Source organism: Candidatus Njordibacter sp. Uisw_058, from assembly GCF_047730065.1.
Classification (GTDB): Bacteria; Pseudomonadota; Gammaproteobacteria; order Pseudomonadales; family Balneatricaceae; genus Njordibacter.
On the sequence record NZ_CP159829.1, the window covers coordinates 226906 to 252630 of the forward strand.

Annotated in this window: 26 protein-coding genes; 13 read left to right on the top strand and 13 right to left on the bottom strand. The window is 46.3% G+C overall.

Annotated features, from left to right (window positions below; translation table 11 throughout):
* Nucleotides 1-8: 8 nt before the first annotated feature.
* From ABXT59_RS01100 to ABXT59_RS01140, 9 genes are all read right to left on the bottom strand, one after another.
* On the bottom strand, nucleotides 9-704 hold the full coding sequence (locus ABXT59_RS01100) for an RraA family protein (protein WP_443637132.1): 696 nt from the start codon (nucleotides 702-704) through the stop codon (nucleotides 9-11).
* Nucleotides 701-1402 carry an alpha/beta fold hydrolase gene (locus ABXT59_RS01105; RefSeq protein WP_443637133.1) on the bottom strand — a complete coding sequence of 234 codons (702 nt, stop codon included), beginning with the start codon at nucleotides 1400-1402 and terminating at the stop codon, nucleotides 701-703. Before ABXT59_RS01105 ends, ABXT59_RS01100 begins: the two co-directional genes overlap by 4 nt.
* A 9-nt stretch (nucleotides 1403-1411) precedes the next feature.
* The gene (locus tag ABXT59_RS01110; RefSeq protein WP_443637135.1) at nucleotides 1412-2368 is read right to left on the bottom strand and encodes a cupin domain-containing protein; all 957 of its coding nucleotides are present in this window, start codon (nucleotides 2366-2368) and stop codon (nucleotides 1412-1414) included.
* Nucleotides 2369-2434: 66 nt separating this feature from the next.
* Nucleotides 2435-3403 (bottom strand): ester cyclase, encoded by a 969-nt coding sequence (locus ABXT59_RS01115; RefSeq protein ID WP_443637136.1) that lies wholly within the window; start codon nucleotides 3401-3403, stop codon nucleotides 2435-2437.
* Entirely contained in the window at nucleotides 3400-4419 is a 1020-nt protein-coding gene (locus ABXT59_RS01120) for a LacI family DNA-binding transcriptional regulator (RefSeq protein ID WP_443637138.1), read from the bottom strand. Before ABXT59_RS01120 ends, ABXT59_RS01115 begins: the two co-directional genes overlap by 4 nt.
* Before the next feature lie 116 nt (nucleotides 4420-4535).
* On the bottom strand, nucleotides 4536-5576 hold the full coding sequence (locus tag ABXT59_RS01125; protein WP_443637140.1) for an ester cyclase: 1041 nt from the start codon (nucleotides 5574-5576) through the stop codon (nucleotides 4536-4538).
* Nucleotides 5576-6886 carry a histidinol dehydrogenase gene (gene hisD, locus ABXT59_RS01130; protein WP_443637142.1) on the bottom strand — a complete coding sequence of 437 codons (1311 nt, stop codon included), beginning with the start codon at nucleotides 6884-6886 and terminating at the stop codon, nucleotides 5576-5578. Before hisD ends, ABXT59_RS01125 begins: the two co-directional genes overlap by 1 nt.
* A 2-nt stretch (nucleotides 6887-6888) precedes the next feature.
* Nucleotides 6889-7428 carry an ester cyclase gene (locus ABXT59_RS01135; protein WP_443637143.1) on the bottom strand — a complete coding sequence of 180 codons (540 nt, stop codon included), beginning with the start codon at nucleotides 7426-7428 and terminating at the stop codon, nucleotides 6889-6891.
* Nucleotides 7425-8486 carry an ABC transporter ATP-binding protein gene (locus tag ABXT59_RS01140; protein WP_443637144.1) on the bottom strand — a complete coding sequence of 354 codons (1062 nt, stop codon included), beginning with the start codon at nucleotides 8484-8486 and terminating at the stop codon, nucleotides 7425-7427. Before ABXT59_RS01140 ends, ABXT59_RS01135 begins: the two co-directional genes overlap by 4 nt.
* Before the next feature lie 372 nt (nucleotides 8487-8858).
* Here ABXT59_RS01140 and ABXT59_RS01145 point away from each other — a divergent pair, with 372 nt between their 5' ends.
* The 8 genes from ABXT59_RS01145 to hemW all read left to right on the top strand — a co-directional run bounded on the left by ABXT59_RS01145 (nucleotide 8859) and on the right by hemW (nucleotide 17291).
* The gene (locus tag ABXT59_RS01145; protein ID WP_443637146.1) at nucleotides 8859-10106 is read left to right on the top strand and encodes an ABC transporter substrate-binding protein; all 1248 of its coding nucleotides are present in this window, start codon (nucleotides 8859-8861) and stop codon (nucleotides 10104-10106) included.
* A gap of 114 nt (nucleotides 10107-10220) precedes the next feature.
* A complete protein-coding gene (locus ABXT59_RS01150) occupies nucleotides 10221-11249 on the top strand; it encodes a carbohydrate ABC transporter permease (RefSeq protein ID WP_443637148.1) in 1029 nt (342 codons plus the stop codon).
* A 31-nt stretch (nucleotides 11250-11280) separates the two neighbouring features.
* Nucleotides 11281-12162 carry a carbohydrate ABC transporter permease gene (locus ABXT59_RS01155; protein ID WP_443637150.1) on the top strand — a complete coding sequence of 294 codons (882 nt, stop codon included), beginning with the start codon at nucleotides 11281-11283 and terminating at the stop codon, nucleotides 12160-12162.
* 10 nt (nucleotides 12163-12172) lie between these two features.
* Nucleotides 12173-13183: an ester cyclase gene (locus tag ABXT59_RS01160; protein WP_443637152.1), complete on the top strand. Its 1011-nt coding sequence runs from the start codon at nucleotides 12173-12175 to the stop codon at nucleotides 13181-13183.
* A 255-nt stretch (nucleotides 13184-13438) separates the two neighbouring features.
* The gene (locus tag ABXT59_RS01165; RefSeq protein WP_443637153.1) at nucleotides 13439-14827 is read left to right on the top strand and encodes an L-serine ammonia-lyase; all 1389 of its coding nucleotides are present in this window, start codon (nucleotides 13439-13441) and stop codon (nucleotides 14825-14827) included.
* Nucleotides 14828-14843: 16 nt separating this feature from the next.
* Nucleotides 14844-15458 (top strand): helix-turn-helix domain-containing protein, encoded by a 615-nt coding sequence (locus tag ABXT59_RS01170; RefSeq protein WP_443637154.1) that lies wholly within the window; start codon nucleotides 14844-14846, stop codon nucleotides 15456-15458.
* Between the two features lie 31 nt (nucleotides 15459-15489).
* The gene (gene rdgB / locus ABXT59_RS01175; RefSeq protein ID WP_443637156.1) at nucleotides 15490-16095 is read left to right on the top strand and encodes an RdgB/HAM1 family non-canonical purine NTP pyrophosphatase; all 606 of its coding nucleotides are present in this window, start codon (nucleotides 15490-15492) and stop codon (nucleotides 16093-16095) included.
* On the top strand, nucleotides 16095-17291 hold the full coding sequence (gene hemW, locus ABXT59_RS01180) for a radical SAM family heme chaperone HemW (RefSeq protein WP_443637157.1): 1197 nt from the start codon (nucleotides 16095-16097) through the stop codon (nucleotides 17289-17291). The genes rdgB and hemW overlap by 1 nt, the downstream gene beginning before the upstream one ends.
* Nucleotide 17292: 1 nt before the next feature.
* Here hemW and ABXT59_RS01185 read toward each other — a convergent pair whose 3' ends face one another.
* A complete protein-coding gene (locus tag ABXT59_RS01185; RefSeq protein WP_443637158.1) occupies nucleotides 17293-17736 on the bottom strand; it encodes a DUF4426 domain-containing protein in 444 nt (147 codons plus the stop codon).
* 329 nt (nucleotides 17737-18065) lie between these two features.
* Here ABXT59_RS01185 and ABXT59_RS01190 point away from each other — a divergent pair, with 329 nt between their 5' ends.
* From ABXT59_RS01190 to ABXT59_RS01205, 4 genes are read left to right on the top strand one after another with little or no spacing between them, the layout of a single operon-like run.
* Nucleotides 18066-18647: a YggT family protein gene (locus ABXT59_RS01190; RefSeq protein ID WP_443637159.1), complete on the top strand. Its 582-nt coding sequence runs from the start codon at nucleotides 18066-18068 to the stop codon at nucleotides 18645-18647.
* 2 nt (nucleotides 18648-18649) lie between these two features.
* Complete coding sequence (locus ABXT59_RS01195) at nucleotides 18650-18895, top strand: exodeoxyribonuclease VII small subunit (protein WP_443637160.1); 246 nt, start codon at nucleotides 18650-18652, stop codon at nucleotides 18893-18895.
* A gap of 2 nt (nucleotides 18896-18897) precedes the next feature.
* Nucleotides 18898-19794: a polyprenyl synthetase family protein gene (locus ABXT59_RS01200; protein ID WP_443637162.1), complete on the top strand. Its 897-nt coding sequence runs from the start codon at nucleotides 18898-18900 to the stop codon at nucleotides 19792-19794.
* A 4-nt stretch (nucleotides 19795-19798) separates the two neighbouring features.
* Nucleotides 19799-21583, top strand: coding sequence for a 1-deoxy-D-xylulose-5-phosphate synthase (locus tag ABXT59_RS01205; protein ID WP_443637163.1), 1785 nt, complete (start codon nucleotides 19799-19801; stop codon nucleotides 21581-21583).
* On the opposite strand, the gene ribA is transcribed toward ABXT59_RS01205, so the two are convergent.
* Complete coding sequence (ribA, locus tag ABXT59_RS01210; protein ID WP_443637164.1) at nucleotides 21569-22159, bottom strand: GTP cyclohydrolase II; 591 nt, start codon at nucleotides 22157-22159, stop codon at nucleotides 21569-21571. The two genes, ABXT59_RS01205 and ribA, sit on opposite strands and share 15 nt — an antisense overlap.
* A 171-nt stretch (nucleotides 22160-22330) precedes the next feature.
* Between ribA and ettA the strand changes: the two genes are divergently transcribed.
* Nucleotides 22331-23989 (top strand): energy-dependent translational throttle protein EttA, encoded by a 1659-nt coding sequence (ettA, locus tag ABXT59_RS01215; protein WP_443637165.1) that lies wholly within the window; start codon nucleotides 22331-22333, stop codon nucleotides 23987-23989.
* 85 nt (nucleotides 23990-24074) lie between these two features.
* On the opposite strand, the gene proC is transcribed toward ettA, so the two are convergent.
* Together proC and ABXT59_RS01225 are read right to left on the bottom strand one after the other, a co-directional pair.
* Complete coding sequence (proC, locus tag ABXT59_RS01220; protein ID WP_443637166.1) at nucleotides 24075-24902, bottom strand: pyrroline-5-carboxylate reductase; 828 nt, start codon at nucleotides 24900-24902, stop codon at nucleotides 24075-24077.
* Nucleotides 24903-24918: 16 nt separating this feature from the next.
* Nucleotides 24919-25641, bottom strand: a complete 723-nt coding sequence (locus ABXT59_RS01225; RefSeq protein WP_443637167.1) for a YggS family pyridoxal phosphate-dependent enzyme — start codon at nucleotides 25639-25641, stop codon at nucleotides 24919-24921.
* Nucleotides 25642-25725 lie beyond the last annotated feature (84 nt).

Sequence of the window (25725 nt, forward strand, 5' to 3'; positions counted from 1 at the left end):
CCTCAAATTTAGGTACGTGCCTTTTCAAAGGCTGCCCAAGCCTTCTCAAATTCAGCTAGACCAAAACCTTCTTGGCGTGCTGGACCTAAAATCAGTTGCTCAGTAGTCAGCAACTGATCAATGGCCGCCTCAAGCAGGGGGATAACCTCTGGAGGAATGACTAAGGCGCCGTGTCTGTCTGCATGTACAAGGTCTCCATCGACAACGTGCATACCAAAAATAGTCACTGGCTGGCCAATGCTACGCACGTGCACAAACCCATGGCTTGGGCCAATTGAACCTGCCACTACGGGAAATCCAGTGGGTAGATCACCCAAATCGCGCATGACCCCATTAGTTAAAGCGCCCCCGAGCCCAAAAGCCTTATGAATGGTGGTATTCACTTCGCCCCAATAAGCCCCAATAGCGTGGGGATAATCGATATCCTCCACTACGGCAATAGCCGGTCTTGGCCCTTCAGACATGTGCCGATAGTAATCTGCTCGGCGTTGTTTAATCACACTGGCGCTTTCTTTGGGAGGCGCTAGGGCGGCAATTTGAGCAGTGCGGGCATAACCTACTATAGCCAAATCTTCACTTGATGAGATGAGCATGGTGCCCTTGGTGAATTGATTGAAGCCTCGTTGGCCTTGAGCCACCTCAATGGCATTGCACACCGTAGGCGTGTCTACGCTTTGTAGCTTTTTCAACAAACTAACATTCATTTTTGTACCATCCATTGTCTTAAGGCAGCGTTGGTGGCTGCGGGTTGTTCAAGTGTGGGAATGTGCCCAGCGTTATGAATCTTAACGAAAGTCACATTAGATAGCAGGGTAACCATACATTCATGCTTTTCTAAGGGGCATATTTCATCAGCTTCACCCATAAGCACTAAACAAGGCTTATCAAACAATGCCAATGTTTCCCGCTGGTCGTGACGATTTTTTAAAGCCAAGGATTGTCGCACAAATACATCCTCGCCTTGACTCAAGGCCATATCAATACACAACTGGTCAAATTGGCTGTGGGCCTCTTGGGTAGCAAAATATCGTGGCACCATGGTGTCACGCAACATTGGCTCCAGCTGACCTGCCCGCACCACATCTATCTGCGGTTGACGGGTGACCTTGACCGCATCCTCTTCAGCGCATGGGTTAGTATTCATCAGAGCTAATCGAGTGACTCTCTCTGGTGCCTGACGGATGATTTCCATGGCCACGATACCGCCCATAGATAAGCCAGCTAGGGCAAATTTGTCGGGTGCTTGAGCCAGCACTTGAGCCGCAATATCAACCATATTGTTCGCCCCTCCAATGTTGCCAACCTGACACTCAGTAAGGTCTTCCAAGGCCAAAATCTGGGAGGCGTACATGCGGCTATCACACATCATGCCAGGCAGCAGGAGTAAAGGTTCGAGCTTCATAACAAAGTTTCACTCACCCTGCCAAGTGAGGCCAGCATCATCATCTGTGCCAGTCACACGATAGAGACTAGCTTCTCCACTCACACACACTTCTAGGCTATGAGAAAGATGTGCAGGCACCCAACAGGTATCCCCCGGATTCAATACAAGCTGATCATGACCCCAAGTCAATTTCCAGTGTCCCCGCATGACCATGAGCACTTCATCTTTTGCACTTTGATAGGCCTGATTACTAATCGATGTGCGCACCAATAACTCTACCACAAAGCCCGGTTTGTCCTTGATGAGGCCGGTTTCTCCAATCACCTGACACGGCGTGTGCTTGGCTAAGGCCACCATATCCCAGTACCGAGCTACATATTGGGGGATGAGGCTTTCAACAGGCAATTCAACAATATCAGCCAACTGCTTAGGGGTGAGTGGTGGCATTGGCTGCTCACCTACGGGCAAAGACTGGCCTTTTTTAGTGTCATAAAGCACACCTTTTTCACTTAATACCAAACCATGGGTTAAGGCGTTTTCGAGCACCTGTGGCGCCCAAACAACACCTCCACCGGCATCATCTCCACCCAGTATAGCCATGATCATGCCATAATCTGTGCCCACATTTTCAAAGCCACGAAAGATCCGTGTGGGCACACTAATGAGGTCACCTTCTTGCAATATTACTTCGCCTGCATCACCATTTAAGCCCCAAAAAAAACGCCATTTACCGCGCAATATAAAAAACACTTCTGCACTGTTGTGGTAATGCAGGGAGTTAACACACTTTGGCGGCTGGCCAGCTGCACCAATATTAAAGCCTGGCGTGGCTTTAATGTGCACATGTTGATCTGGGCTTTCTGCCACTCCAGCACCAATTATCGTGAAGTTTTCTTTTTGTTCAGAACCTGGGGTATGGGCATCAATAAATGCACTCCGACATGGTTTTAGTTCACCATAGCGAACGAGAACTGGTTCAGTCATACAATCATCCTGTAGGGCAATATGATTAAAATTACACACCTTGAAACTGCTCATAGCTGGCGTTAATTAAGCCGTTTGCATTAAAATTTGTTTCCAAATCGAGGTTTCGTCAAACACAACAAATTCGCGCCTGATCCCATAGGGACCAAACTCAACATGAGCGGCAGCCATAATATACACGTCAGCACCCGTGGGTTTACCAAAACTGCCCCAGCCCTCATGCTTACCTTGCAAACTAAAACGGATGGCAGCTCTGGGTGGCATCAATGGATCTTGGCGACCAATTTGGTGATCGATGGTGAATTTGGCACTCGGGAAGCTCGCTCTTAAACCCATCCAAAAACGCTCTATTGGCCCCCAGGAGTGAGTACTAACACCGCCTGGATACTCAGACTGGCAGGCTCGGTCATATTGGGATTGAATGCAACTCACTTCAGCAGCCATAATGCGCTGCAATATGGATGCATATTTTTCACCAAACTCCTCTTGGTTACCTTGACCCCGGTATGGGCCCGGTTGGTCAATGGCAGGTGTGAATGGCTGCACGCAGTTTTCAGGGCCACCTTCTCGGTCGATTAAATCTTGGGCATAGTCTTTTGGGTCTAGCCCTAACTGACGGACAACGGCGCCTTGATCACGAATGAGCCATTCATCATTAATCTGATTGTTTATGGCGTGGCAATCGGCAATCACGCGATATTTAAGGGCTTTACCAGAAGCCTTGCCATACACACCGTTACCTAGGTGGGTGGCTGTGGTGAGGATACGGTGAGAGGAAAACATGCCCTCTTCAGGGCTTCCAGACCAAATTACATCCTCACCCAATAACTGTCGGTCAGGGAATTCAGTTAAGGTAGCCATGGTAGCTGCAATCACAGTTTGATTACCCACTACCATAGAGCCTGGAGAGCGCACTGGTATGTCGGGCGCGTAATAGTGATGCAAGGTAGCTAAGCCGCGCTGTTCCCAAATTTCTTGGGTGATACCCAAAATATAGTCTGGGAAATCCTTAAATTTACTGTCAAAACCCTTCATGGTTGCCATCCTTTTGGTATGCGAGCAGTACCCCTTAAAATAATAGGTGAGCCAATAGATATGCGCTGGCTTTGCAAGCTATTGCCCTCAATTTGCTCCATCAATATACGCACTGTTTCTTGCACCATTTGATTAACTCGCTGGCGCACTGTGGTTAGGTTATAAGCGGGCCATGCCGCCGCAGGAACATCATCGTAGCTAATCAACGACACATCTTTAGGAATATTAAAACCTAACTCAAAACGCAAGGTGTCCATGACGGCAAACGCCATATGGTCGTTAGCTACAAATACCGCATCAGGGGGGTTGTCTGCAAACATTCTACGGGTGGCTGCACTGGCCTGCTCCATAGAGAAGTCACCTACCTCCCGAGCATGCAGTTTGACCCCAGTTTGTTGCAGGGCAGCGGTAAAGCCAAATTCGCGATTACGCTGGGTTGATGCGCCTTCCCAACCTGCAATGTAGCCTAACTTGTTATGCCCACCCGCTAACAAAAAACGCGCCGCTTTTACCCCGCCATTAAAATTATCAGAGGTCACGCAGGACAGAGCCTCATCGTCTTGGGTGCGGTTAAACAGCACCACAGGTACTCCCGCTGAGTGGCATCGATCAGCCAGTTTTGACGACAATGCGACTGAGGCAGCAATAATGCCATCAACTTGGTAGTCAAGGATTTCTTCTACCACAGAGTCAATGTTGCCAGCTGTTTTGGAAGCCATAAAAATTAAAACATGGTAGCCTTTTTCTTGTAACTGAGTCGATAATTTTTCTATGGCTGTTGGATAGAATTGGTTTTCTAAGTAGGCAACGACCAAGCCAATAATGCGACTCTTACCCGATACCATGGCTCTGGCTAAAACGTTAGGCCGATAATTTAATTCAGCAGCGGCTTTATGGACTTTATCAATGGTCTTTTTTGAGGCTGAAGCCCCTGAAGTATAAACCCTGCTGACTGCAGACTGGCTCACACCTGCCAAGTCAGCCACTTGTTGCGAGGTTACTTTATCTTTACTCATGCGCTGCACCAATACTTGTATCAATACCTAAAAAGGATAAAAATGCGCTCATAATCAACGATATATGATCTACTAAACTAAACTCAGAGCGTTTGAGTAAAAGCATATTAAGTCTCTCAAACCGAGGGGGTTATATGGGTGACACTATGCGCTTTGTTGAACTCACGTAGACGTGCAAAAACATCGATACCAAGCTGACGATATACATCCAATAGGTCTATGAGTACCCAGTTTTCTCTTATAAGTCCGCGCTCCACACGCCAAAAGTCAAGACTACGCAAACTCACCTCTTGGCCTGCAGGCGCAATACCCAGCCAGCCATCGCGTGTTAGAGTTTGGCGCATGTTGGGCCATCCCGTGACTGCGACATATTGACCCTCACCAAATAAATGTGAAGCGACCCCTTGAGTCTGTTGTCCACGATCTGGCATGGCCTTTAAAAATGGTATCTGATGCCAATTACGAAAACCTGCAATACCCCTAGCGGTGCCAATGCCACCCGGTCCATACCAATTCATCCGAGGGTGCCAAAAGCGTTCTAATTGCATAACTTCAGGGCCACCCTCTGCAGGATGACGTATCAGGTGTTGGAGCATATCAATCACTAAATCAGCATTTGCTTGGCCTTGTCCTTCAAATTTATCCTCTATGCGTAAGCCATCTTGGCTGGCAGGACTCGGAATAAAACCTTCCCAGCCTAGGGATGGAGCCAAAGGCCACGCTCGAGCTTGCAACATCACTTCTGGGATATCCCAAATGGCTTGAATTTCAACTATTTTACCTTTCTCAAAGCGGTAAAATTCATGCAAGCGTATGTGTGTCATATGCCCTGTGGGGGGTATATCCAACCAAGGAGCTACAAACGTGCCAACATAATGGCCGGCGCATCCCACCCATTCTTGCCCTTCTGAAGAAGGGCTAGACATCATTATAAAGTCACGCCTTTCAAGATCAGGCATAGCCCTCAGTAACGGCTGATAACAGGTTTCATAGAGCGCTGTAGGACCTGTCACATCATTAAAGGGTAAGCACATATGCGCCACTGCATCATGGGCCATTAATTCCTTTAGTAGACTTTGCACTTGAGGGGCTTCAAAGTCCTGCATGGCCCTAAATAGAGGCTCCAAAATAGCTTTGTTATGCGCCCCATTAGCCATTACTGGGCCCCTGTTCCATAGGGCACATGCTTTTTGCCGTAGCGGCGGACTCTTAAGTTACATTGTTCAGCGTGTCCCACGAACCCTTCCAACATGCATAAGCGGGAACCATACTCGCCGATCATGGTTGCCGCTTCGTCAGAGGTTATTTTTTGATAGCTATGGGTCTTAAGGTATTTACCCACCCATAAGCCACCGGTATAACGTCCAGCCTTTCGGGTAGGTAGGGTGTGGTTAGTACCGATCACCTTATCACCGTTAGAGACGTTAGTTCGTGGCCCCAGAAATAGGCCACCGTAACAGGTCATATTCTCAAGATACCAATCATCACGATCGGTCATCACTTGCACGTGTTCATAAGCTTTTTGCTCAGAGACTTGCAACATTTCTGCATGGGTGTCACACAAAATGATTTCACCGTAATCGCGCCAACTTACAGAGGCTGTATCAGCAGTGGGCAAAATCTGTAAGATTCGATCTATCTCCAGCAAGGTAGCCTCTGCTAAAGCCCGGCTAGTTGTCACCAAGGCTGCAGGTGAGTTATAACCATGCTCAGCTTGTCCCAACATATCTGTGGCGCACATTTCTGCGTCAACCGTATCGTCAGCAATAATCATTGTTTCCGTTGGTCCAGCAAACAAATCAATACCGACGCGTCCAAACAATTGTCGCTTTGCCTCGGCAACAAAGGCATTACCTGGGCCAACGAGCAGATGCACAGGTTCTATGGTCTCTGTGCCTATGGCCATGGCCCCAACGGCCTGAATACCCCCAATAACATAGATCTCATGGGCACCCCCTAAGTGCATGGCTGCAACTACAGCAGGGTTGGGCTCTCCATTAAACGGTGGAGTGCAGGCAATAATGCGAGGCACTCCAGCTACACTAGCGGTCGCCACGGACATGTGTGCAGAGGCTACCATGGGAAACTTGCCCGCAGGCACATAACAACCTACTGATTGCACGGGGATGTGTTTATGTCCCAAAATGACGCCGGGCAAAGTCTCTACTTCAACATCCAGCATAGAGTCGCGTTGCACTTGAGCAAAGTTTCGTACTTGCTGCTGGGCAAACTTAATATCCTCCATGTCACGGGCCGGCACCTTGGCTATGATCTTGTGTATTTGTTCTTCAGATAAACGAAAAGATAGGGGGGTGTACTGATCAAATTTCTGAGCTAAGTCCCTTACTGCTTGATCACCTCGAGCTTCGATGTCGGCTAATGTTGTTTCTACCACAGCTCGAGTTTGTGCATCATCTTGGGCCTTATCAGCGTCTGGCTTAGCGTGTTTTAAATAAGTAATTGCCATTCTTAATTCCTTGTCTGTTTTGCTTGTGGCGCTTGTTTTTCACCCAGATCAAAAGCTTCCCAGCCTTCGCCATTAAATACATCAACTCCCAATTGCGCCAGCACATGAGGAAAATCAACCATGACCCAGTTATCACAAATTTTGCCGTCCACTACTTTCCAGAAATCCATGTAGCGAATTTCTACCTTTGTGCCAGTGGCTTTTATGCCCATAAAAGTGCCACTATGGGTGGCTTCCTGACGTCCAAATGCTGCGGCCCATTCACCCATGTATAAACGTGCTTCATCGACACAAATTTTGTCAGAAAACGCCGCTTGAAAAGGCTGTTGCCAGTTTTTTTGAAATTCTTTTAAACCCTGTTTGGTGCCACAACCTTGATTACCCATCCAGCTAAAAGTTTGGCTAAAAAACTCACCGATATCTGCAATGCGATGGTCATTCAAGCCATCCACCATAGATTCGATGACTTTTTGCGTCGCCTCTGTTTTTGACATGTCAGTGTCACGACTCAGTGCAGCTTGGATTGGGCGACTACCTTTCATGGTTGATGCTCCTCAAAACGATGGCCGCTATGGGTATCAAATAGGTGACATATGCTGGCAGTAATGTGGATACCCACCTCAGCACCGATGGCAACGCTATAGTCTTTCGATGACTTAACAGCGATTAAGCTTTCACCAACACGCGCCGTGACCATAGTAGAGTCGCCAAGTAGTTCCAAAGAGTAAACCTGTATGTTGAGTTCTGCTGCAGTGCTTGAAACGCTCGCATCTTCAGCTCGAAAGCCCAAGGTCACCGGTCCATCTGGGAACTGATCAAAGCCGGTTACTTGCATATTTTGAGCTTTAAATGTGCCCGCTTCGAGGGTGCCATCCACTAGGTTCATCGCCGGTGAGCCAATAAAGCTAGCCACAAAAGTATTAGCTGGATTATCGTAGATATCAGTGGGAGTGCCTACTTGCTGGACTATGCCTTTATTCATGACCACCACTCGATCAGCCAATGTCATGGCTTCTATTTGGTCATGGGTAACATAAATGGTCGTGACTTGAAGCTCATGGGATAAATTCTTGATTTGAGCCCGCGTAGAAACCCGTAGCTTGGCATCTAAATTTGACAAGGGCTCATCCATCAGAAATACTTTTGGCTTGCGGACTATCGCTCTGGCTAGGGCGACTCGTTGACGCTGTCCTCCTGACAACTCAGCCGGTTTACGATGTAAAAAATCTTCTAGTTCAACCATCGCTGCCGCTTTCATCACCCGCTCATGATGCTCAGATTTGGGAGCCTTACGCACCTTGAGTGGAAAACGAATGTTTTCATATACATCCATGTTGGGATAAAGGGCATAACTTTGGAATACCATGGCTACGTCTCGATCCTTTGGGTCGAGTTCATTAACGACTTGCCCGTCAATGATAATTTCGCCTTCAGTGGCATCCTCTAGGCCTGCAATCATGCGCATGGTGGTGGTTTTACCACAACCAGATGGCCCCAAAAGTACTAGGAATTCTTTATCAGCTATAGTCAGGTCGAAGTTTTCTACCCCAACAAAACTTCCCCAGCGCTTACCTATATTGCGTAACTGTATTTTAGCCATGGTTATCAACTTAATTTCATACGTATTCAAAAATTATCATCTTTTATGCATATTTTCAAGCATTATTGCTCGGTTGAAAGTTCTATTTAAAGATAAAGTTGGTGAATTAAAATAGTCCTGTTGAATTTTTTACATTTTTAAAATAGCAGTGTTATATTTTTTAATATATATAAAACAATATGTTATTATTTTTTAATTGAATAAAAGAGCTTCTCTTGCCTAAAGCTATTGCCAACCTATGCACAAAAATAGTAGTATTTTGAATACGCATGTAATTTACTATCATTATACGAGTGTAATAAGGCAGCATGCTGATGCATAATTAGGCCGCATTGGTCTCAAACTAATAAACCTTAAAAGGATGCGTTCATTATGGGCACAATAAAAACGATAGCACTCACTGCAATTGCAGCAGCTGTTTTAACTAGCTCTTCAGCTTTTGCTGGCTGTGGCATAAATGGCAATGCAAATGTGAGTATTTTGGGTAACGACTTCCCCGCATTGCATGCAGTTTTTTCTGCAGCCGAAGAGTGCGCAGGCGATGGTGTGGCAGTGACTAAAAACCACAACAAAGACTACAAAGATTTAATGGTACCAGCCTTAACGGCAAATCCAGCTGAATACACCGCCTTAACTGTGTCAAATGCCACGCTAGTCACCCTAATGAATGATGATCTTGTCAGGCCATTGGACGAACTCGTTGCTAAATATGGTTCAAGCTTGAATAAATCACAGTTGGTGACGGTTGGTGGCAAAGTAATGGCAGTAGCCTTTATGGCCAACGCGCAGCACCTTTTCTACCGGTCAGATATTCTATCCAAAGTGGATATGAGTGTAGATGAATTGCAAACCTATGAGCAGGTATTGACTGCCGCTAAGAGGATTCGTGACGCTGGGCTTATGGAATATCCAGTTGCACTTAATACGAAGGCGGGATGGAACTTAGGTGAAGAATTTGTCAACATGTACCTTGGAACGGGTGCCGACATGTTTAAGCCAGGCACGGCTGAAGTGGCTATTAACAATGCTCATGGAGTTGCAACGTTAGAGATGCTGAAGCAGCTAGTTAGCTACTCGCACCCAGATTTCTTAACCTTTGACTCTAACGCTACACAAGCGCTCTGGGAAGGTAACAAGTTGGCATTAGCCACCATGTGGGGCTCTCGGACAAAAGGCGTGTTGGATGATGAGGGCTCGACCGAAGAAGTTGTTATGAATACTGATTTTGCTGCAGCTCCCAGTTTTAATGGTAGTAGCATACCAGCCTCTTCTCTTTGGTGGGATGGTTTTGTGATTTCTAAGAACGTGTCTGATGCTGATGCTGAAGCAAGCTTTATGGCGATGATGAATGGTATCTCTCCTGAAATGGTGCAGGCAAACAATGATGCAACTGTTTGGTTAATCGATGGTTATAAACCAAGCAAAGCTGCTTCTGGCGTAAATGCAACCGCTATGAATGGCGCTGCACCATACCCTATGATGCCGTTTATGGGAGCTTTACACGGCGCAGCAGGTTCGGAGCTTTCTGAATTCCTACAAGGAACTGAAAGTGCTGAGCAGGCATTATCAGATATGGAAGCAGCCTACAACGCGGCCGCTACAGAAAAAGGTTATTTATAAAAGCGGCTAAATTTAGCTAGTTAGCTTATTGGGGGGCAAGGCCAAGCGTCTTTGCCCCCTTTCTTTTATTTAGCCCCTTTTACTTTAGCCCATTATATAAACCGGAACCCTTTCATGCCCCATCGTACTTTTTTTTGGTTTATTATTCCGTCACTGTTGGCCATGGTGCTGTTTATTGCCTTGCCAGTAATTTCTGTAATAGTCCAGTCATTGCACGTCGAGCACGAAAAGGTGCTGATCAGCTCAGAAAATTGTGGGCCATTTGGATGTAAACAAATAACCACTATTGACGTTGCCGCCACAGATCAACTAAGGTCGGAACGGCCACTAGGACAGTTCAGTGGGTTTGACAACTATACTAATCGAAGCCATCTTGCTTTTGATGAGGTCAGTTTAGCCTGGGAAATCAGCGAGAATATGACTGATTTTATAAAAAAAATACTCAACCTACCCTTTTATAAAGCCCTTTTTTTCACGCTAACCTATACCTTTGTAGTCACCCCTTTTGTCATTATATTAGGTTTGGCTATTGCGTTAGGAGTTAATTCACTACCCAAGTTTGCCAAGGGCCCTACTATTTTTGTGTCGCTGCTGCCCATGATTGTAACCCCCCTTATTGGGTCATTAATTTTGTTTTGGATGGTCGATGGAGATGGCATTATTGGAGGCTCAATTCAAACTCTTTTTAATGATCCTAATTTATCTTTAAAAGCCTCTCCTGCCTTGACGTGGATGATGCTAATAGTCTACGGCATTTGGCACTCAGCGCCATTTTCCTTTATTGTGTTTTATGCGGGTTTACAGACTGTACCTGCGGATACGCTTGAAGCCGCTACTATTGATGGGGCTAATCGTTGGCAACGTATCCGTTATGTCGTGGTGCCCTATATGAAGCCTTTGGTCGTATTTATTACCTTGATGCAATTGATGGATAACTTTCGCGTGTTTGAGCCCATTGTTAGTTTTGCCTCTGAGGCCAGTGCGACGTCATTGAGCTGGATCATTTATAAAGACTTAACATCAGACACTCAACTCTTTGGTTCTGCAGCTGCCACGTCTATGCTTACTATTGTGGGTGTTGCAATTCTATTGTTACCCGTGCTGATTAAAACTTGGCGCGACTTTAACCGCACAGCCCGCTAAGGCGCTCACAAAGCCACTCAAGGAGCATTCCATGCCCAACCTAGCTCAGCGCCGATCTAACACTCTTGCCATCGTTTCCACTGCATTTGTTATGCTGTGGGTGATAATTGCCTCTGGGCCCTTTTTATGGACCCTATGGGGTTCCTTTAAAGTACAGGGAGATTTTTTCTCTAAAGCAGATTGGACCAATGCCCTTTATGGGGTCCGCACTATGTTTGAAACTGGTGGTTTTTTCACTACTAACGGCTACTACGGTGCTTGGATAGAGCAAGGTTTTGGTGAATCTGTAATTAACACCACCATTGTTGTTGTTTCTACTGTAATCATTTCACTTACCTTGGGCACCTTGGGTGGTTATGCCTTGGCTCGGTCGGGCTTTAAATACTCTTTCTGGATCTTGATGCTTGCACTAGTATTTCGAGCAATGCCTCATATTACTTTGGTGTCAGGTTATTTGTTACCATTTTTCGAGTGGAATATTTGGGGTTATTTACCGACCTCGATTGTTGTTTTAGTGGCTATTAACCAGCCCTTCACTTTATGGATGCTGCATTCGTTCTTTTTGAACATACCCAAAGACATGGATGAGAGTGCCATGGTTGATGGCTGCACCCGTTTTCAAGCGTTCCGCCACGTTATCATACCGGTTATGTGGCCTGGTGTGGTCACGACCGGGCTGTTTAGCTTTTTACTGGCCTACAACGATTTCGCTGTTACTGCTTCTTTGCTAAGCCAAGAGAATCAAACGATGATACCAAAGATTGCCAGCTTTTTAGGTACCACTCAAGTCGAAGGTAATGTCATGTTCGCAGTTGCTGCTGTGGTATCAGCGATGATCCCATTATTTATTCTAATAATGTTCTTCCAGCGTCAAATTGTATCTGGCTTAACAGCGGGTGCGGTAAAAGGGTAGTAGAGTTAATATGAAAAATGATATTCAAGCAGCTAAAGCCTGTGTTGTTGATTTTTATGAGCATTTAGATAACGCCGCCCCAGATGCGTTAGATGGCATCATGCGACGTTATACCAGTAACGACTATCTGTGGCGTGGTTACCATCCCTTTAACGAACAAACGTCAGTCGAGCAAGTGACGCAGCTATTTTGGCAGCCCCTAAGGCTGGCGTTAACGCACTTGCAGCGTCGTCAGGACGTGTTTATGGCGGGGCGCAACGAAATGGACGGCTTTGAGTCTATCTGGGTGGTCTCTATGGGACACTTAATGGGCTTATTTGACCAACCTTGGTTAGGCATTCCTGCTACTGGTAAATTAACCATGTTGCGTTACTGTGAATTCAATAAAGTGCAAGATGGTAAGATTACCGAAACAGCCATGTATTTTGATATTCCACACTTAATGGTACAAGCGGGTCTGCAGCCCTTTGCCTTGCAAACCGCTGCTCAACTGGTGCAACCCGGGCCTATGACCCATACAGGGCTGATGTTTGATGAGCAAGATGTGACTGAAGGTGAAAAAACCTTAGCTGCGATCAATCACATGATCAGCGCTTTAGGAAACTGGGAGCAACCCCTGTCCTTGCAAGAAGAATTGCGCCTCAGTTGGCATGAGGACATGCTTTGGTGGGGGCCCACAGGTATTGGTGCGGCCTATACCATTGAACGCTATGCGCAACAGCATGCGGGCCCATTTAGAGCGGGTTTCAAAGATCGTATTTTTAATGGTCATGTTTGTCGCTTGGCAGAAGGCGAGTTTGGTGGGTTTTTTGGATGGCCTAACTTAACCTTAGAGCCCACAGGTGGTTTTATGGGCATGCCTGCTACAGGTAAGCGCGGCGAGATGCGCATTATTGATATTTACCGTCGAAAAGCAGACAAGCTCGCTGAAAATTGGATTTTTATCGACTTGCTACACTTTTGGAAGCAACAAGGTGTTGATATTTTGGCCAGAACAACGGAACTAAGTGTAAATAGTTGAGTAGCTTTGCTTTATCATTCATAGGCAAAGCTACAGTGCCTTAATCTTACTCAGTAAAATGCATTTATTAGTGCCTAAAACACACTAATAGGGATAATTTTAAGTAAATACTGCGCGTCTGTGTCAAATCAATACGAGTCTGGAGCTTAAAGCTACTTCCATGTCGCACCAAGATAGACGGTGCATGGACTTATAGGCGATAGTCCGAGGTTAATAAACTAACCGAGTGGTCTGACCACACGAAAGGTATTGATCATGAGCTTAAGCGTATTTGACTTGCTAAAAATTGGCATTGGCCCGTCTAGTTCCCACACTGTAGGTCCCATGCGTGCTGCCTTAAGCTTTGTAGAACAGCTAAAGAGCGAGAAAAAGCTATCCCAAGTGAACCGAGTAAAAGGTGAGCTGTTTGGTTCTCTTGGTGCTACGGGCAAAGGTCATGCGAGTGATATTGCTGTCATCCTTGGCTTGTTGGGTGAAGCGCCTGACACCATAGACCCACCCCAAGTGCAGCCCATGTTAGATGAAATTTGTCGCAATGAGCGTTTACCCCTGAAACGCGAGCATGATATCGAGTTTATTCAGCACCGGGATATTATTCTTAACCTAGAAGAGTCTCTACCTTACCATCCTAATGGTATGACGATGAGCGCTTTTGATGCGGCTGGTGAAATACTTTTGGAGGTGTCTTATTACTCCATAGGTGGAGGGTTTGTGGTAGACGAGATAGCCGCAAAGGCTGACGAATTGCCCATTGATGATGATCAACCCAAAGTTCCATTTCCATTTACTACGGCCGTTGAACTCCTTGCTCACTGCAAAGCCCAGAGCCTGAGTATTAGTCAGGTGATGATGGAAAATGAGAAGACTTGGCGCACAGAAGACGAAGTGAGACGTGAGATTTTACATCTTTGGAAGGTGATGCAGCAATGCGTGCGTAATGGGTGCCAAACTGGTGGTATCTTGCCAGGGGGCCTTAATGTGAAACGTCGCGCTGCTGACCTGTATCAAAAACTCAGCAGCTTGGGTTCTGTGAAAGTGATTACGCCACAATTGTCGGCAATGGATTGGGTTAATCTCTATGCCATGGCTGTGAACGAAGAAAATGCGGCGGGTGGTCGCATTGTTACTGCGCCCACCAATGGTGCTGCGGGTATTATTCCAGCGGTATTGCATTACTACGATAATTTCTATCCATCAGCCGACGACAAGGGCATCGTTAGTTTTGTCTTAGCTGCAGCTGCTGTGGGTATTTTATGTAAATTGAATGCGTCTATTTCAGGTGCAGAAGTGGGATGTCAAGGCGAGGTGGGTAGTGCCTGTGCTATGGCTGCTGCGGGTTTAGCTGAAGTCATTGGCGGTACTCCTGAACAAGTTGAAAATGCTGCTGAAATTGGTATGGAACATAACTTAGGTCTAACCTGTGACCCTATTGCAGGCTTAGTTCAGGTGCCTTGCATTGAACGCAATGCCATGGGTTCTATTAAAGCGATTAATGCAGCCCATATGGCGATGAGAGGTGATGGCGAACATCTGGTATCATTGGATGATGTAATTAAAACTATGCGTGAAACTGGGGCTGATATGCAAGATAAATATAAAGAAACATCTCGTGGCGGCCTTGCAGTCAACGTAACCAACTGTTAACTGGATGGAGTAACTCATGTCTACATTGCGCCCTGAAGCAGGCATATTACCGGCTATCTCCAGTCCTGTGGCTCAGCAAAGTGACTTTGGTGAGCGCTTAAGGGCTTTGCGCAAAGATCGGCAAATGACCTTGCAGCAAGCCAGTAAAGTCACAGGTGTCGCTCAATCCACCCTGTCAAAAATGGAAAACAACCAACTCTCACCGACCTTTAATCTGATGCAAAAACTGGCTGTTGGATTAGGTATCGATATGCCCCAGTTGTTCGCTCCAGTGAAAGAAGTGCGCATTTCTGGCCGCCGGACAGTCACCAAAAGACAGCAAGGCCGCGAACATCTGACGGCGACCTATGAACATGAGTTGTTGGCCACTGAACTTGACTCCAAACGCATGGTGCCTTTTAAAAGTCGCGTGCGGGCGCGTACGTTAGAAGAGTTTGGTGGCTGGGTAAAACATGAAGGAGAGGAGCTACTGTTAGTGCTGGAAGGGGACATATTGGTGTACACTGAAGAGTATGAGCCTTTAGCTCTGAGCGAAGGTGACAGTACCTATTTTGACAGCACCATGGGTCACGCAGTGGTTTCCACCAGCGAAGCTGATGCCCTGGTGCTATGGGTTTGCTCTGCACTTTGATCCCCCCTCTCTTATTTTGTAAGGCGCAACAATGAAGCAAGTGGTTTTGGCAAGTGGCAATGCAGGTAAGCTAAAAGAATTTGGCCAGCATTTAGGTGGATTAGGTATAGAACTGGTGCCACAAGAGCAATTTATTTCACAAGAAGTGGAAGAAACTGGCCTTACGTTTGTAGAAAACGCAATTCTCAAAGCGCGCCATGCCGCATCAGCATCGGGCTTGCCTGCTTTAGCTGATGATTCAGGTTTAGAAGTTGATGCCTTAGGTGGCGCCCCTGGTATTTATTCAGCCCGCTATGCAGGTTCGAACTTAAAGGGACAAGCCAAGGATGTGGCTAATTGTGCGCACCTTATCGCTAACTTAGCTACCACCCCAGCCCACCAACGCACGGCTCGATTTCAATGTGTTTTGGTGTATATGCGTCATGCCTCAGATCCGACTCCACTCATTTGCCAAGCAGCATGGGAAGGCGTGATTATGGAGAGTGCGCAAGGAGATCATGGTTTTGGTTATGACCCTATTTTTCAAGTGTTAGACAAGGGCTGTCGTGCTGCACAGTTAACTTCTAGTGAAAAAATTACCATGAGTCATCGTGGCAAAGCCTTAGCTATTTTACAACGAGCATTAGCTGAAGCTTAATGCCGTTACCCCTTATTTTGCCCCTAAATATGCCCCCATCATTGCCCCAATCATCGAGCTTACTGCCTCCTTTGAGTCTGTATATTCATGTTCCTTGGTGTGTGCGTAAGTGCCCCTATTGTGACTTTAATTCCCACACAACTGATGGTGGAGAGGCCATTCCCGAGGCCCTTTATATTAATGCGTTGCTGAGCGACTTAGCCACTGAACTGGCAACGGTGAGTGGCCGTACCTTACATAGTATTTTTATTGGTGGTGGCACGCCTAGCTTAATGAGTGCGGCAGGCATTGGTGAAATTCTGACTTTTGTCAAAGCTAATATTGCCTGTGAAAGTAATATGGAGGTGACCTTAGAAGCCAATCCAGGCACCTTTGAACAAGCGAAATTTGCAGGTTTTCTTGGGCAGGGTGTGAATCGCTTATCTATTGGTGTGCAAAGTTTCGATGATCAATGCTTAAAGGCCTTAGGGCGGATTCATAGTGCTGGACAAGCTAAGCTGGCCATCAGTAAAGCCCAATCATTAGGCTTTAAACGTATTAATTTAGATTTGATGCACGGGCTGCCAGGGCAGAACCTGAAGCAGGGCCTTGCTGACCTAGATCAAGCCTTAGATTTTGGTACTGACCATTTATCTTGGTATCAGCTGACCATTGAGCCTAATACTGAGTTTCATAGCCGTCCTCCTAATTTACCCAATGAAGATATTCTTGCTGAGATCCAAGACCAAGGGCAGTTACTTATTGAAGCTGCTGGCTTGAGCCAGTATGAAGTCTCGGCCTACGCCAAACGAGGTAGCCAAGCACAACACAATGTCAATTATTGGAATTTTGGGGATTATATCGGCGCAGGCGCTGGGGCCCATGGCAAAATAAGTGCTTGGCATGATGAGGCTATGATCATACAGCGGCGCGTAAAACTGCGCCAACCTAAAGTTTATATGGCCGCTATATCTGCTCTGAGTTCAAGCCATTATGTAGCGCCAGAAGAAATCAAATTGGAGTTCTTTATGAACATTCTTCGTTTGCAAAATGGCGTGCCTGCAGCTAATTATTTAGCCCATACAGGACAATCCTTGGCACACGCAGAACCTGCGATTGCTGCAGCCAGAAAAGCCGGTTTAATGCAGCCAGATCGGCTTCAAGCTAGTCCTTTAGGGTGGCGTTTTCTGAATGACTTATTGCGCTATTTTGAGTAGATTACTGCTCTAAATAGAAGCTTTGGCTAAACTTTAAGGGAATGGCATCACTCTTTAGATCGGGTTGTATCTGTAGGTCAAAACGCCACATCTCGCCTTCAGTGAAACGCAAGGGAGCGATATAGTAAATGGCATTTTGTTCTTTAACTTGTATAAATTCTAGCTTTATTAGCTGCCCTACGATGTTAGTGCGGGTGCCCGTAACCATCGCAGGTAATGGTTCTTTAGTGGTATTGTCAATGATGGAAATGTTCAATAATGCACGGTTTCTCGCTCGCGTAAAGCCATAGGTTTGAGCCACTTCAGGTGACACAATCATGGTATTAAAGGCATTGTAGTGAATGGCGTAATTTTGGCTTTGAATAGCTTGTTCTGCATGAATGGGAAGGGTCAGCGAAGCAAATAATAAACCACATATAAGGCTCAAATGGCGGACAGTTGTCATGTTTGGTGGGTTTCCTAGGTGTGATTTAGTGGAATGTTTGATGAGATTTTAATTGTGCGCGATTCGCAGCTGAAAGTAAAAGATAAACCGAGTCCAAAAATAAAAGCCAACAACTTGCAAAAGCCACGAGGTCGTTAAATTTTGGGGTTTGGTCTGGCTGTGTGTGGGGTTAAACCTGCGCATTCACAGGTTGGTTATTTAGTCATATGTTTTGGTAAAATTCTGAACCTTGTGAGAGTTAAGCATGCATCCTTAGTAGTCTCCATGCAGTCAATATGAGACACTATTAACAACGGTTTACACAAGTTGATTAAGGGCGTTGTTTGATCATGACAAATGCAGGTGTTTTTTTAGTACAAACAGTTTTTGGGCTTTACCTCACCATGGTAATCGTACGGTTTATGTTGCAGTTAGCTAAAGCTGATTTTTATAACCCGATTGCCCAAGCTGTAGTCAAGTTAACCCAACCCTTTGTAGCAGTGTTACAAAAGGTTATGCCGCGCACAGGTCGTTTTAGCTTAGCCACTCTAGTGCTAGGCTTTTTAGTCCAGATGTTATTAATTTTAGTCGTGTTAATCATTGCGGGTTTTGGGCTACCTAATCCTCTGGACTTGGCAGCATGGAGTATTATTGGTTTAGCCTCTCAAGTGCTAGATTTGTTATTCTTTGCCATTCTTGCAAGTATTGTTTTGAGTTGGCTGGCGCCTCAAACAAAGCATCCTGGGGCTTATTTGTTGCATCAACTCACGGAACCAGTGATGAGTCCAGCAAGGCGCATGCTGCCTAATCTTGGCGGCTTAGACTTCTCACCCATACTGGTGTTTATTATGATTAATTTAGTAGACATGCTGGTAATACAAAATTTAGCATCAAGCTATGGCATGCCCCGTGGTTTGGTCTTGGGGTTATAGTCATGACTAAAGAAAAAATTGCCATTGCATTTGATTTTGAAGCCTCTTTGGCTGAGTTAGAAACTTTAGTGCAGCAAATGGAGCAGGGTGATCTCACCTTAGAGGACTCCTTAGCTGCCTTTGAGCGAGGCATTTCGTTGACCCGTGGCTGCCAAGCAGCTTTGGCGCAAGCTGAACAAAAGGTTAACTTGTTGATGCAAGACGCTCAGGGTCGAGTGGTTGAGCAGCCTTTTAGTAAGGAATCTTAAACTTGGACTTTGATTCATTAGACGACTTTCTCAACCATTCTCAAAACCGTGTGCAGCAATACTTAAACACTGCCATTAGCCAGCGTCGTGCCAGTGGTGTTTTATCCCAAGCCATGGCCTATAGTGCTGTTCGCGGTGGTAAGCGAGTCAGAGCCGCCTTGGTGTATGGTACTGCCCGCGCATGTGGTGTCGATCATGCAAGTTTAGACCCTCTAGCCGCAGCAGTTGAAGCCATGCACGCTTATTCTTTGATTCATGATGATCTGCCTGCTATGGACGACGATGCCTTACGCCGTGGTCAGCCAAGTTGCCATATTGCCTTTGACGAAGCCACAGCGATTCTAGCGGGTGATGCCCTGCAGGCTTTGGCTTTTGAACTACTCGCTAGTGCACAAGGTCCTCACATGAGTGCCCAACAATGTTTAGCTATGGTGATCTGTTTGGCACAAGCTGCAGGTGCTGAAGGTATGGTGGCTGGGCAAATGTTGGACATGGCGGCCGCCCATGATGCTGTTAGTTTGGCTCAGTTGGAACGCTTGCATAGTTTAAAAACAGGGGCTTTAATTGTGGCCAGTATAGAAATCGGAGCTTTGGCACAAGGGCAGGTTAGTGATGAACAGCGGCTTCATTTACGATCTTATGGGCAAGCCATTGGCTTGGCTTTTCAGGTACAAGACGACATTTTGGATATTGAGGGTGAGACGGCCACCCTAGGTAAAGCCCAAGGCTCCGACTTAATGAATGATAAATCGACCTATCCTGCGCTACTGGGTATGACGGCTGCTAAACAGCGTTTGCTTGAGTTGCATCAACAGGCCCAAGATTCTGTCGCAGAATTTGGTGCTGCCGCTCAGCCCTTGGTGTGGTTGGCAGACTTTATCGTTACTCGCAAGCACTAGAAGCATGTTGCCTAATATTCTTCACATCCCAAAGCAAATGCCTATCACCCCTTTGTTTGATAAAATCGAGGGTGTACATGATTTGCGTCGGCTAAAGCCTGCGCAATTACCACAACTCGCTTATGAATTACGTTTGGCCTTGTTATATAGTGTGGGTCAAACAGGGGGCCATTTGGGTGCAGGCCTAGGGGTCGTTGAACTCACTATTGCCTTACACTATTTACTTAATACCCCCACTGATCGACTCATTTGGGATGTAGGTCATCAGGCCTATCCTCATAAAATGCTCACTGGTCGCAAGCAGGCCATGTTGTCCATGCGCCAGGCCGGTGGTTTAGCACCCTTCCCTAAACGGGAAGAAAGCCCATTTGATGCTTTTGGGGTGGGTCATGCCAGTACATCCATTAGCGCTTTATTAGGCATGGTCTTGGCCAGTAAAAATCCTCTGGCTCGTCATGTTGCTGTCATTGGTGATGGTGCCCTTACCGCGGGTATGGCTTTTGAAGCATTAAATCATATGGCTCACTGCCAAGCGAATGCTCTTATCATTGTTAACGACAATGACATGGCTATTGATGAAAACTTAGGTGGATTAGCCACCTTTTTAGATGACCAACATGGCCATGGTGGGCCATCACAATGGTTTACAGCCCTCGGATTTACCTACCGAGGCCCTGTTGATGGGCACAATTTAACACAATTAATGGCCGCCATTACAGAACTACAAAAACTGCCGGGACCCAAGCTGTTGCACATTCACACCCTCAAAGGAAAGGGTTATGAACCTGCTGAAAATGATCCAGTGGGCTACCATGCTTTAGCAAAAATTGACCCCATTGAAGCTGTGGTGACAAAGCATGGAGCCACCTATGCCCAGGTATTTGGCCAGTGGGTTTGCGATCAAGCCGACACAGATGATCGATTGATGGCAATTACTCCAGCCATGATTGGTGGTTCAGGGCTTGAACCTTTTGCTCAGCAATATGCGACTCGTTTGTTTGATGTGGCTATAGCCGAGCAACACGCACTAACTTTAGCTGCTGGCATGGCATGCGAAGGCGCTAAACCGGTAGTGGCGATTTATTCTACCTTTTTGCAACGTGGTTATGATCAATTGATCCACGATATTGTATTACAGGATTTGGATATATTGCTCGCTATTGACCGCGCTGGCGTGGTCGGTGAAGACGGTGCGACGCACACAGGTGCATATGATCTAGCTTTCTTACGATGCTTGCCTAATCTGCTGGTGATGGCGCCAAGTAGTGCAGCTGAAACTTCGGCCATGCTCAGTTTTGGTTTTCATCATCAGGGACCAGCAGCAGTGCGTTACCCTCGGGGTGAGGCTTTTGCCGAATTACCCTTGGTAACTCCAATAGAATTAGGTAAAGGTCAGGTGCTGCAAACAGCGATTAAGCCTGATGCTCTTGCCATATTGAATTTTGGTGCTTTGTTAGATAAGGCAATTGTGGTGGCAGAGGCACATGGTGCCACCTTGGTTGATATGCGCTTTGTTAAACCCTTAGATGAAGCTCTGCTGCACCAATTATTAAACCAACACCTGGGTTTTGTGACCATAGAGGATCATAGCTGTATTGGTGGCGCAGGTTCGGCAGTGAGCGAATGGCTAGTGCAACAAAAATCAAAAGTCAGGTTGCTGTGTTTAGGCCATGAAGATGCTGCTTTGCCCCACGGAAGTCGTGATCAGGGGCTGCACCATACGGGCTTGTCCACCACCAAAATGGTGGCTAGGGTAGCCGAATGGCAGGCCCAATTATTGGCCGAATAAGTGGTCAAGCTTACTTGCCTTAGTGGCCAGATAGTCTGTGTTATGGCTATTCTCTCCTACTTCTATGGCTTGGCGTTGCGTCACCACAATACCAAGGTCTGTCAGAGCCTTGATTTTTTTGGGATTATTAGTCATTAAGATGACCTCCTTGATGCCTAGGTGATCTAACATGTCTTTGGTCATGTCATAATGTCGCAAATCCGCATCAAAGCCTAAACGCTGGTTGGCTTCTACTGTATCTGCGCCTTGGTCTTGTAGGTTATAGGCTTTAATTTTGTTCAGTAAACCAATGCCGCGACCTTCTTGGCGCAAGTACAAAACCACACCACGGCCTTCTTTAGCAATGCGTTTGAGAGCTTCTTGTAGCTGAGAACCGCAATCGCAGCGCAGGCTAAATAAGGCATCACCCGTTAAACACTCGGAGTGCAAGCGTGTCAGCACAGTAGCGCCGTCATTAAGTACGCCCATGCTCAGGACCAGATGTTCTTTACCCATTTCACTATCAACAAAACCATGCATATCAAAAGTGCCATAAGGGGTCGGTAGCAAGGAGGAGCTAACATGGGAAGTGGACACAGGAATTCCTTAAGTAACAACGATAAAAAAATATAATATCCCCATTAAGATTGGGGCTACAAACCATATCACAAGTGGCTAGATGGCAAAATACTAAGACTGCGCTTTTCCCCTTTTAATGACGTCTCAGGGTATAATAGATGCATATTTTTGAATTAATCAGGAAATCACATGGCGCAGTTTGTGTATACGATGAATCGGGTTGGAAAAGTAGTACCACCCAAGCGTGAAATTTTAAAGAATATCTCTTTGTCCTTTTTTCCTGGTGCCAAAATTGGTGTCTTAGGTTTGAACGGTTCGGGTAAATCAAGCTTACTGCGTATCATGGCTGGTGTTGACACAGAATTTAATGGTGAAGCCCGCCCACAGCCAGGTATTAATGTGGGTTATCTAGAACAAGAGCCCAAACTGGATGACTCTAAAACTGTGCGTGAAGTGGTTGAGGAAGCTGTGGCTGAAGCAAAAAATGCTTTAACTGCTTTAGATGCTGTCTATGCCGCCTATGCAGAACCTGATGCAGACTTTGACGCTTTGGCTGCTGAGCAAGCGAAATTAGAAGATATCATCCAAGCCAGTGACGCGCACAATCTTGAACGCACCTTAGAAGTGGCTGCTGAAGCCTTACGTTTGCCTGCTTGGGACGAAAATGTAGCCCATTTGTCGGGTGGTGAGCGCCGCCGTGTAGCCTTGTGCCGTTTACTTTTGAATAAACCGGATATGTTGTTGCTAGATGAGCCCACAAACCATCTGGATGCTGAATCTGTGGCTTGGCTTGAGCGTTTTCTGGTGGATTATAATGGCACCGTGGTGGCTATTACCCACGATCGCTATTTCTTGGATAACGCAGCAGGATGGATATTAGAGCTAGACCGCGGTCATGGCATCCCTTATGAAGGTAATTATTCGTCATGGTTGGAGCAAAAAGAAGCGCGCTTAATTCAAGAAGGCCGACAACAGGCGTCCCATGAAAAGGCAGTCAAATCAGAATTGGAATGGGTACGCAGCAATGCCAAAGGGCGTCAGGCTAAATCCAAAGCCCGTTTAGCGCGCTTTGAAGAACTCAACTCAAGGGAGTTTCAAGAGCGCAACGAAACCTCTGAAATTTATATCCCACCTGGTCCACGCTTAGGTGACAAAGTTATTGAAGTGAAGGGCGTCAGTAAAGCCTTTGGCGATAAAATGTTGGTTGAAGGCTTAGAATTTAGCATGCCCCAAGGTGCTATTGTGGGAGTTGTTGGCGGCAACGGTGCGGGTAAATCAACTTTGTTCAAGATGCTCACAGGCACTGAGCAACCTGACTCAGGTAGTATAGAAATTGGGGACACGGTTGAATTAGCTCACGTCGACCAAATGCGCGAGTTAGATGGCACTAAAACGGTGTGGGAGGAATTATCTGATGGTAATGACATCATTACCGTAGGCAATTATCAGGTACCTTCGCGGGCTTATGCTGGTCGCTTTAATTTTAAGGGCAACGATCAACAAAAGTTTGTGAAAGACCTTTCAGGTGGCGAACGCAACCGCCTTCATCTAGCTAAGTTACTTAAACAGGGTGGTAACGTGCTGTTGCTAGACGAACCCACCAACGATTTAGATGTAGAAACTTTGCGAGCCCTAGAGGAAGCCTTATTAGCCTTTCCAGGAGCAGCCATCGTCATCTCTCACGATCGTTGGTTTCTAGATCGTGTCTGCACTCACACATTGGCTTATGAGGGTGATTCTAAGGCGTCTTTCTTTGAGGGTAATTACTCAGAATATGCCGAAGACTATCGCAGCCGCACAGGCAAAGATCATCAACCCACGCGTGTGAAGTATAAAAAGCTGGCTTAATACGGTATGCGGTCTAATCTGAGTCTGCCTAAGGAATAGGCTCAGACTCAGGTTTAGATTTAGATTTAGGTGTTAAAGTAGCTGATTAGGCTTTATATAGGTTTGCCAATTCTTTTGAACGGTGGTGGGCAGCTGCCATAGCTTGACTACAAAGCTGACTAAAGTCACCCTTGTTAAACGTATCAATGGCTTGTTCTGTGGTGCCTTTGGGTGAAGTAACAGCAAGCCGCAACTGGGCTGGTGTTTGTTGGCTTTCTTGGGCCATTTGAGCTGCTCCAACGGCGGTCTGCAATACGAGTTGCTGTGCCACATCATTGCTTAATCCCAATTCTTCCGCACCTGCAATCATGGCTTCCATCATCAAAAAATAATACGCAGGCCCACTTCCTGAAACTGCAGTGACCGCGTCAATGTGAGCCTCTGTCTCCACCCATAAGGCTAAGCCGACAGATTGCATAATAGTGCTGGCTGTGTGTTTTTGTGCTGAGGAAACTCCCGTGGTTGCAAACAAGCCTGCAGCCCCTTTGCCGACCAACGATGGCGTATTCGGCATGCAGCGCACGATGGGTGTAGTTTGGCCTAACCAAGAATCAATACTGCCTGCTAAAATGCCAGCCGCCACAGATACGATAAGGTGTTTGGAGGGGTCTATTGCAGGGGCAATACTCTTTACCAAATCGCCCATCATGTGAGGCTTTACGCCCAATACAATAACGTCAGCCTGATCACAAAGAGACAAATTATCAATACTGGTGTGGATCCCCGTATCTGCAGTTAACTGATCTAACTTAGCTTGGGTACGTCCACTGGCACAAATTTTATTAGGTGGATATCCTGCTGCAAGCATACCTTTAATAATGGCTTGGGCCATGTTGCCGGCACCGATAAATGCGATATGGGGAGTCTGTGGCATGGTCTTGTCCTTGTCGTTATGATTTGGGGGTGGGGGCAGGATTGCGCGACCCAAAGATATCTGTACCAATCCTTACCATGGTCGATCCACAAGCAATGGCGCTACTGAGGTCGCCAGACATGCCCATAGAGAGGTGTTGTATGCTGGGGTAGTGATGATTAAGTTGGTCTCGAGCTGCTGCCATCTTATTAAATGCTTCATGCTGCACCGATTCACTTTGATCTGCCGCAGGTATACACATTAATCCACATAACAACAAATTAGGTAATTGCGATACTTGGTTTACTAATGCATCTAATGCTTCAAGTGTGACGCCACTTTTATTGCTTTCGTTGCTGATATTAACTTGGATGAGTACTTTCAATGGAGGCAAATGAGGTGGCCTATGTTGACTTAGGCGTTGGGCGATTTTTTGACGATCTAAGGTATGAACCCAATCAAACTGGGCAGCGATGGTTTTAGTTTTATTGCTTTGAATAGCACCAATAAAATGCCATTCAATATCATCGTGGGAGCAGTGTTCAATTTTATTTAATGCATCTTGCAGATAATTTTCGCCAAAATGGCGCTGGCCATGATCATAAGCTGCCATCACATCACTCAAGGGTTTGGTCTTGCTGACGGCCATTAGTGTGACCTCATTTGGGCTGCGTTTAGCTGCTTTGCAAGCTTCATTGATGCGTTGCTGGGTGCGAATTAGCGCCTCTGGGATAGTCTGTTGAGAAGGAAAAGAGGTCATAAGTAAGCCCAGAACAGGGTGCTAGTAATTGTTAACCGACATGTTAACAATTCTAGCAGCTATCTCATAGGGTGGTGAGAGGGT

Bases quoted from the DNA above. Each gene is read 5' to 3' on its own strand.
- ABXT59_RS01100 (WP_443637132.1), bottom strand. From the start codon at position 704: ATGAATGTTAGTTTGTTGAAAAAGCTACAAAGCGTAGACACGCCTACG.
- ABXT59_RS01105 (WP_443637133.1), bottom strand. From the start codon at position 1,402: ATGAAGCTCGAACCTTTACTCCTGCTGCCTGGCATGATGTGTGATAGC.
- ABXT59_RS01110 (WP_443637135.1), bottom strand. From the start codon at position 2,368: ATGACTGAACCAGTTCTCGTTCGCTATGGTGAACTAAAACCATGTCGG.
- ABXT59_RS01115 (WP_443637136.1), bottom strand. From the start codon at position 3,403: ATGAAGGGTTTTGACAGTAAATTTAAGGATTTCCCAGACTATATTTTG.
- ABXT59_RS01120 (WP_443637138.1), bottom strand. From the start codon at position 4,419: ATGAGTAAAGATAAAGTAACCTCGCAACAAGTGGCTGACTTGGCAGGT.
- ABXT59_RS01125 (WP_443637140.1), bottom strand. From the start codon at position 5,576: ATGGCTAATGGGGCGCATAACAAAGCTATTTTGGAGCCTCTATTTAGG.
- hisD (WP_443637142.1), bottom strand. From the start codon at position 6,886: ATGGCAATTACTTATTTAAAACACGCTAAGCCAGACGCTGATAAGGCC.
- ABXT59_RS01135 (WP_443637143.1), bottom strand. From the start codon at position 7,428: ATGAAAGGTAGTCGCCCAATCCAAGCTGCACTGAGTCGTGACACTGAC.
- ABXT59_RS01140 (WP_443637144.1), bottom strand. From the start codon at position 8,486: ATGGCTAAAATACAGTTACGCAATATAGGTAAGCGCTGGGGAAGTTTT.
- ABXT59_RS01145 (WP_443637146.1), top strand. From the start codon at position 8,859: ATGGGCACAATAAAAACGATAGCACTCACTGCAATTGCAGCAGCTGTT.
- ABXT59_RS01150 (WP_443637148.1), top strand. From the start codon at position 10,221: ATGCCCCATCGTACTTTTTTTTGGTTTATTATTCCGTCACTGTTGGCC.
- ABXT59_RS01155 (WP_443637150.1), top strand. From the start codon at position 11,281: ATGCCCAACCTAGCTCAGCGCCGATCTAACACTCTTGCCATCGTTTCC.
- ABXT59_RS01160 (WP_443637152.1), top strand. From the start codon at position 12,173: ATGAAAAATGATATTCAAGCAGCTAAAGCCTGTGTTGTTGATTTTTAT.
- ABXT59_RS01165 (WP_443637153.1), top strand. From the start codon at position 13,439: ATGAGCTTAAGCGTATTTGACTTGCTAAAAATTGGCATTGGCCCGTCT.
- ABXT59_RS01170 (WP_443637154.1), top strand. From the start codon at position 14,844: ATGTCTACATTGCGCCCTGAAGCAGGCATATTACCGGCTATCTCCAGT.
- rdgB (WP_443637156.1), top strand. From the start codon at position 15,490: ATGAAGCAAGTGGTTTTGGCAAGTGGCAATGCAGGTAAGCTAAAAGAA.
- hemW (WP_443637157.1), top strand. From the start codon at position 16,095: ATGCCGTTACCCCTTATTTTGCCCCTAAATATGCCCCCATCATTGCCC.
- ABXT59_RS01185 (WP_443637158.1), bottom strand. From the start codon at position 17,736: ATGACAACTGTCCGCCATTTGAGCCTTATATGTGGTTTATTATTTGCT.
- ABXT59_RS01190 (WP_443637159.1), top strand. From the start codon at position 18,066: ATGACAAATGCAGGTGTTTTTTTAGTACAAACAGTTTTTGGGCTTTAC.
- ABXT59_RS01195 (WP_443637160.1), top strand. From the start codon at position 18,650: ATGACTAAAGAAAAAATTGCCATTGCATTTGATTTTGAAGCCTCTTTG.
- ABXT59_RS01205 (WP_443637163.1), top strand. From the start codon at position 19,799: ATGTTGCCTAATATTCTTCACATCCCAAAGCAAATGCCTATCACCCCT.
- ettA (WP_443637165.1), top strand. From the start codon at position 22,331: ATGGCGCAGTTTGTGTATACGATGAATCGGGTTGGAAAAGTAGTACCA.
- proC (WP_443637166.1), bottom strand. From the start codon at position 24,902: ATGCCACAGACTCCCCATATCGCATTTATCGGTGCCGGCAACATGGCC.
- ABXT59_RS01225 (WP_443637167.1), bottom strand. From the start codon at position 25,641: ATGACCTCTTTTCCTTCTCAACAGACTATCCCAGAGGCGCTAATTCGC.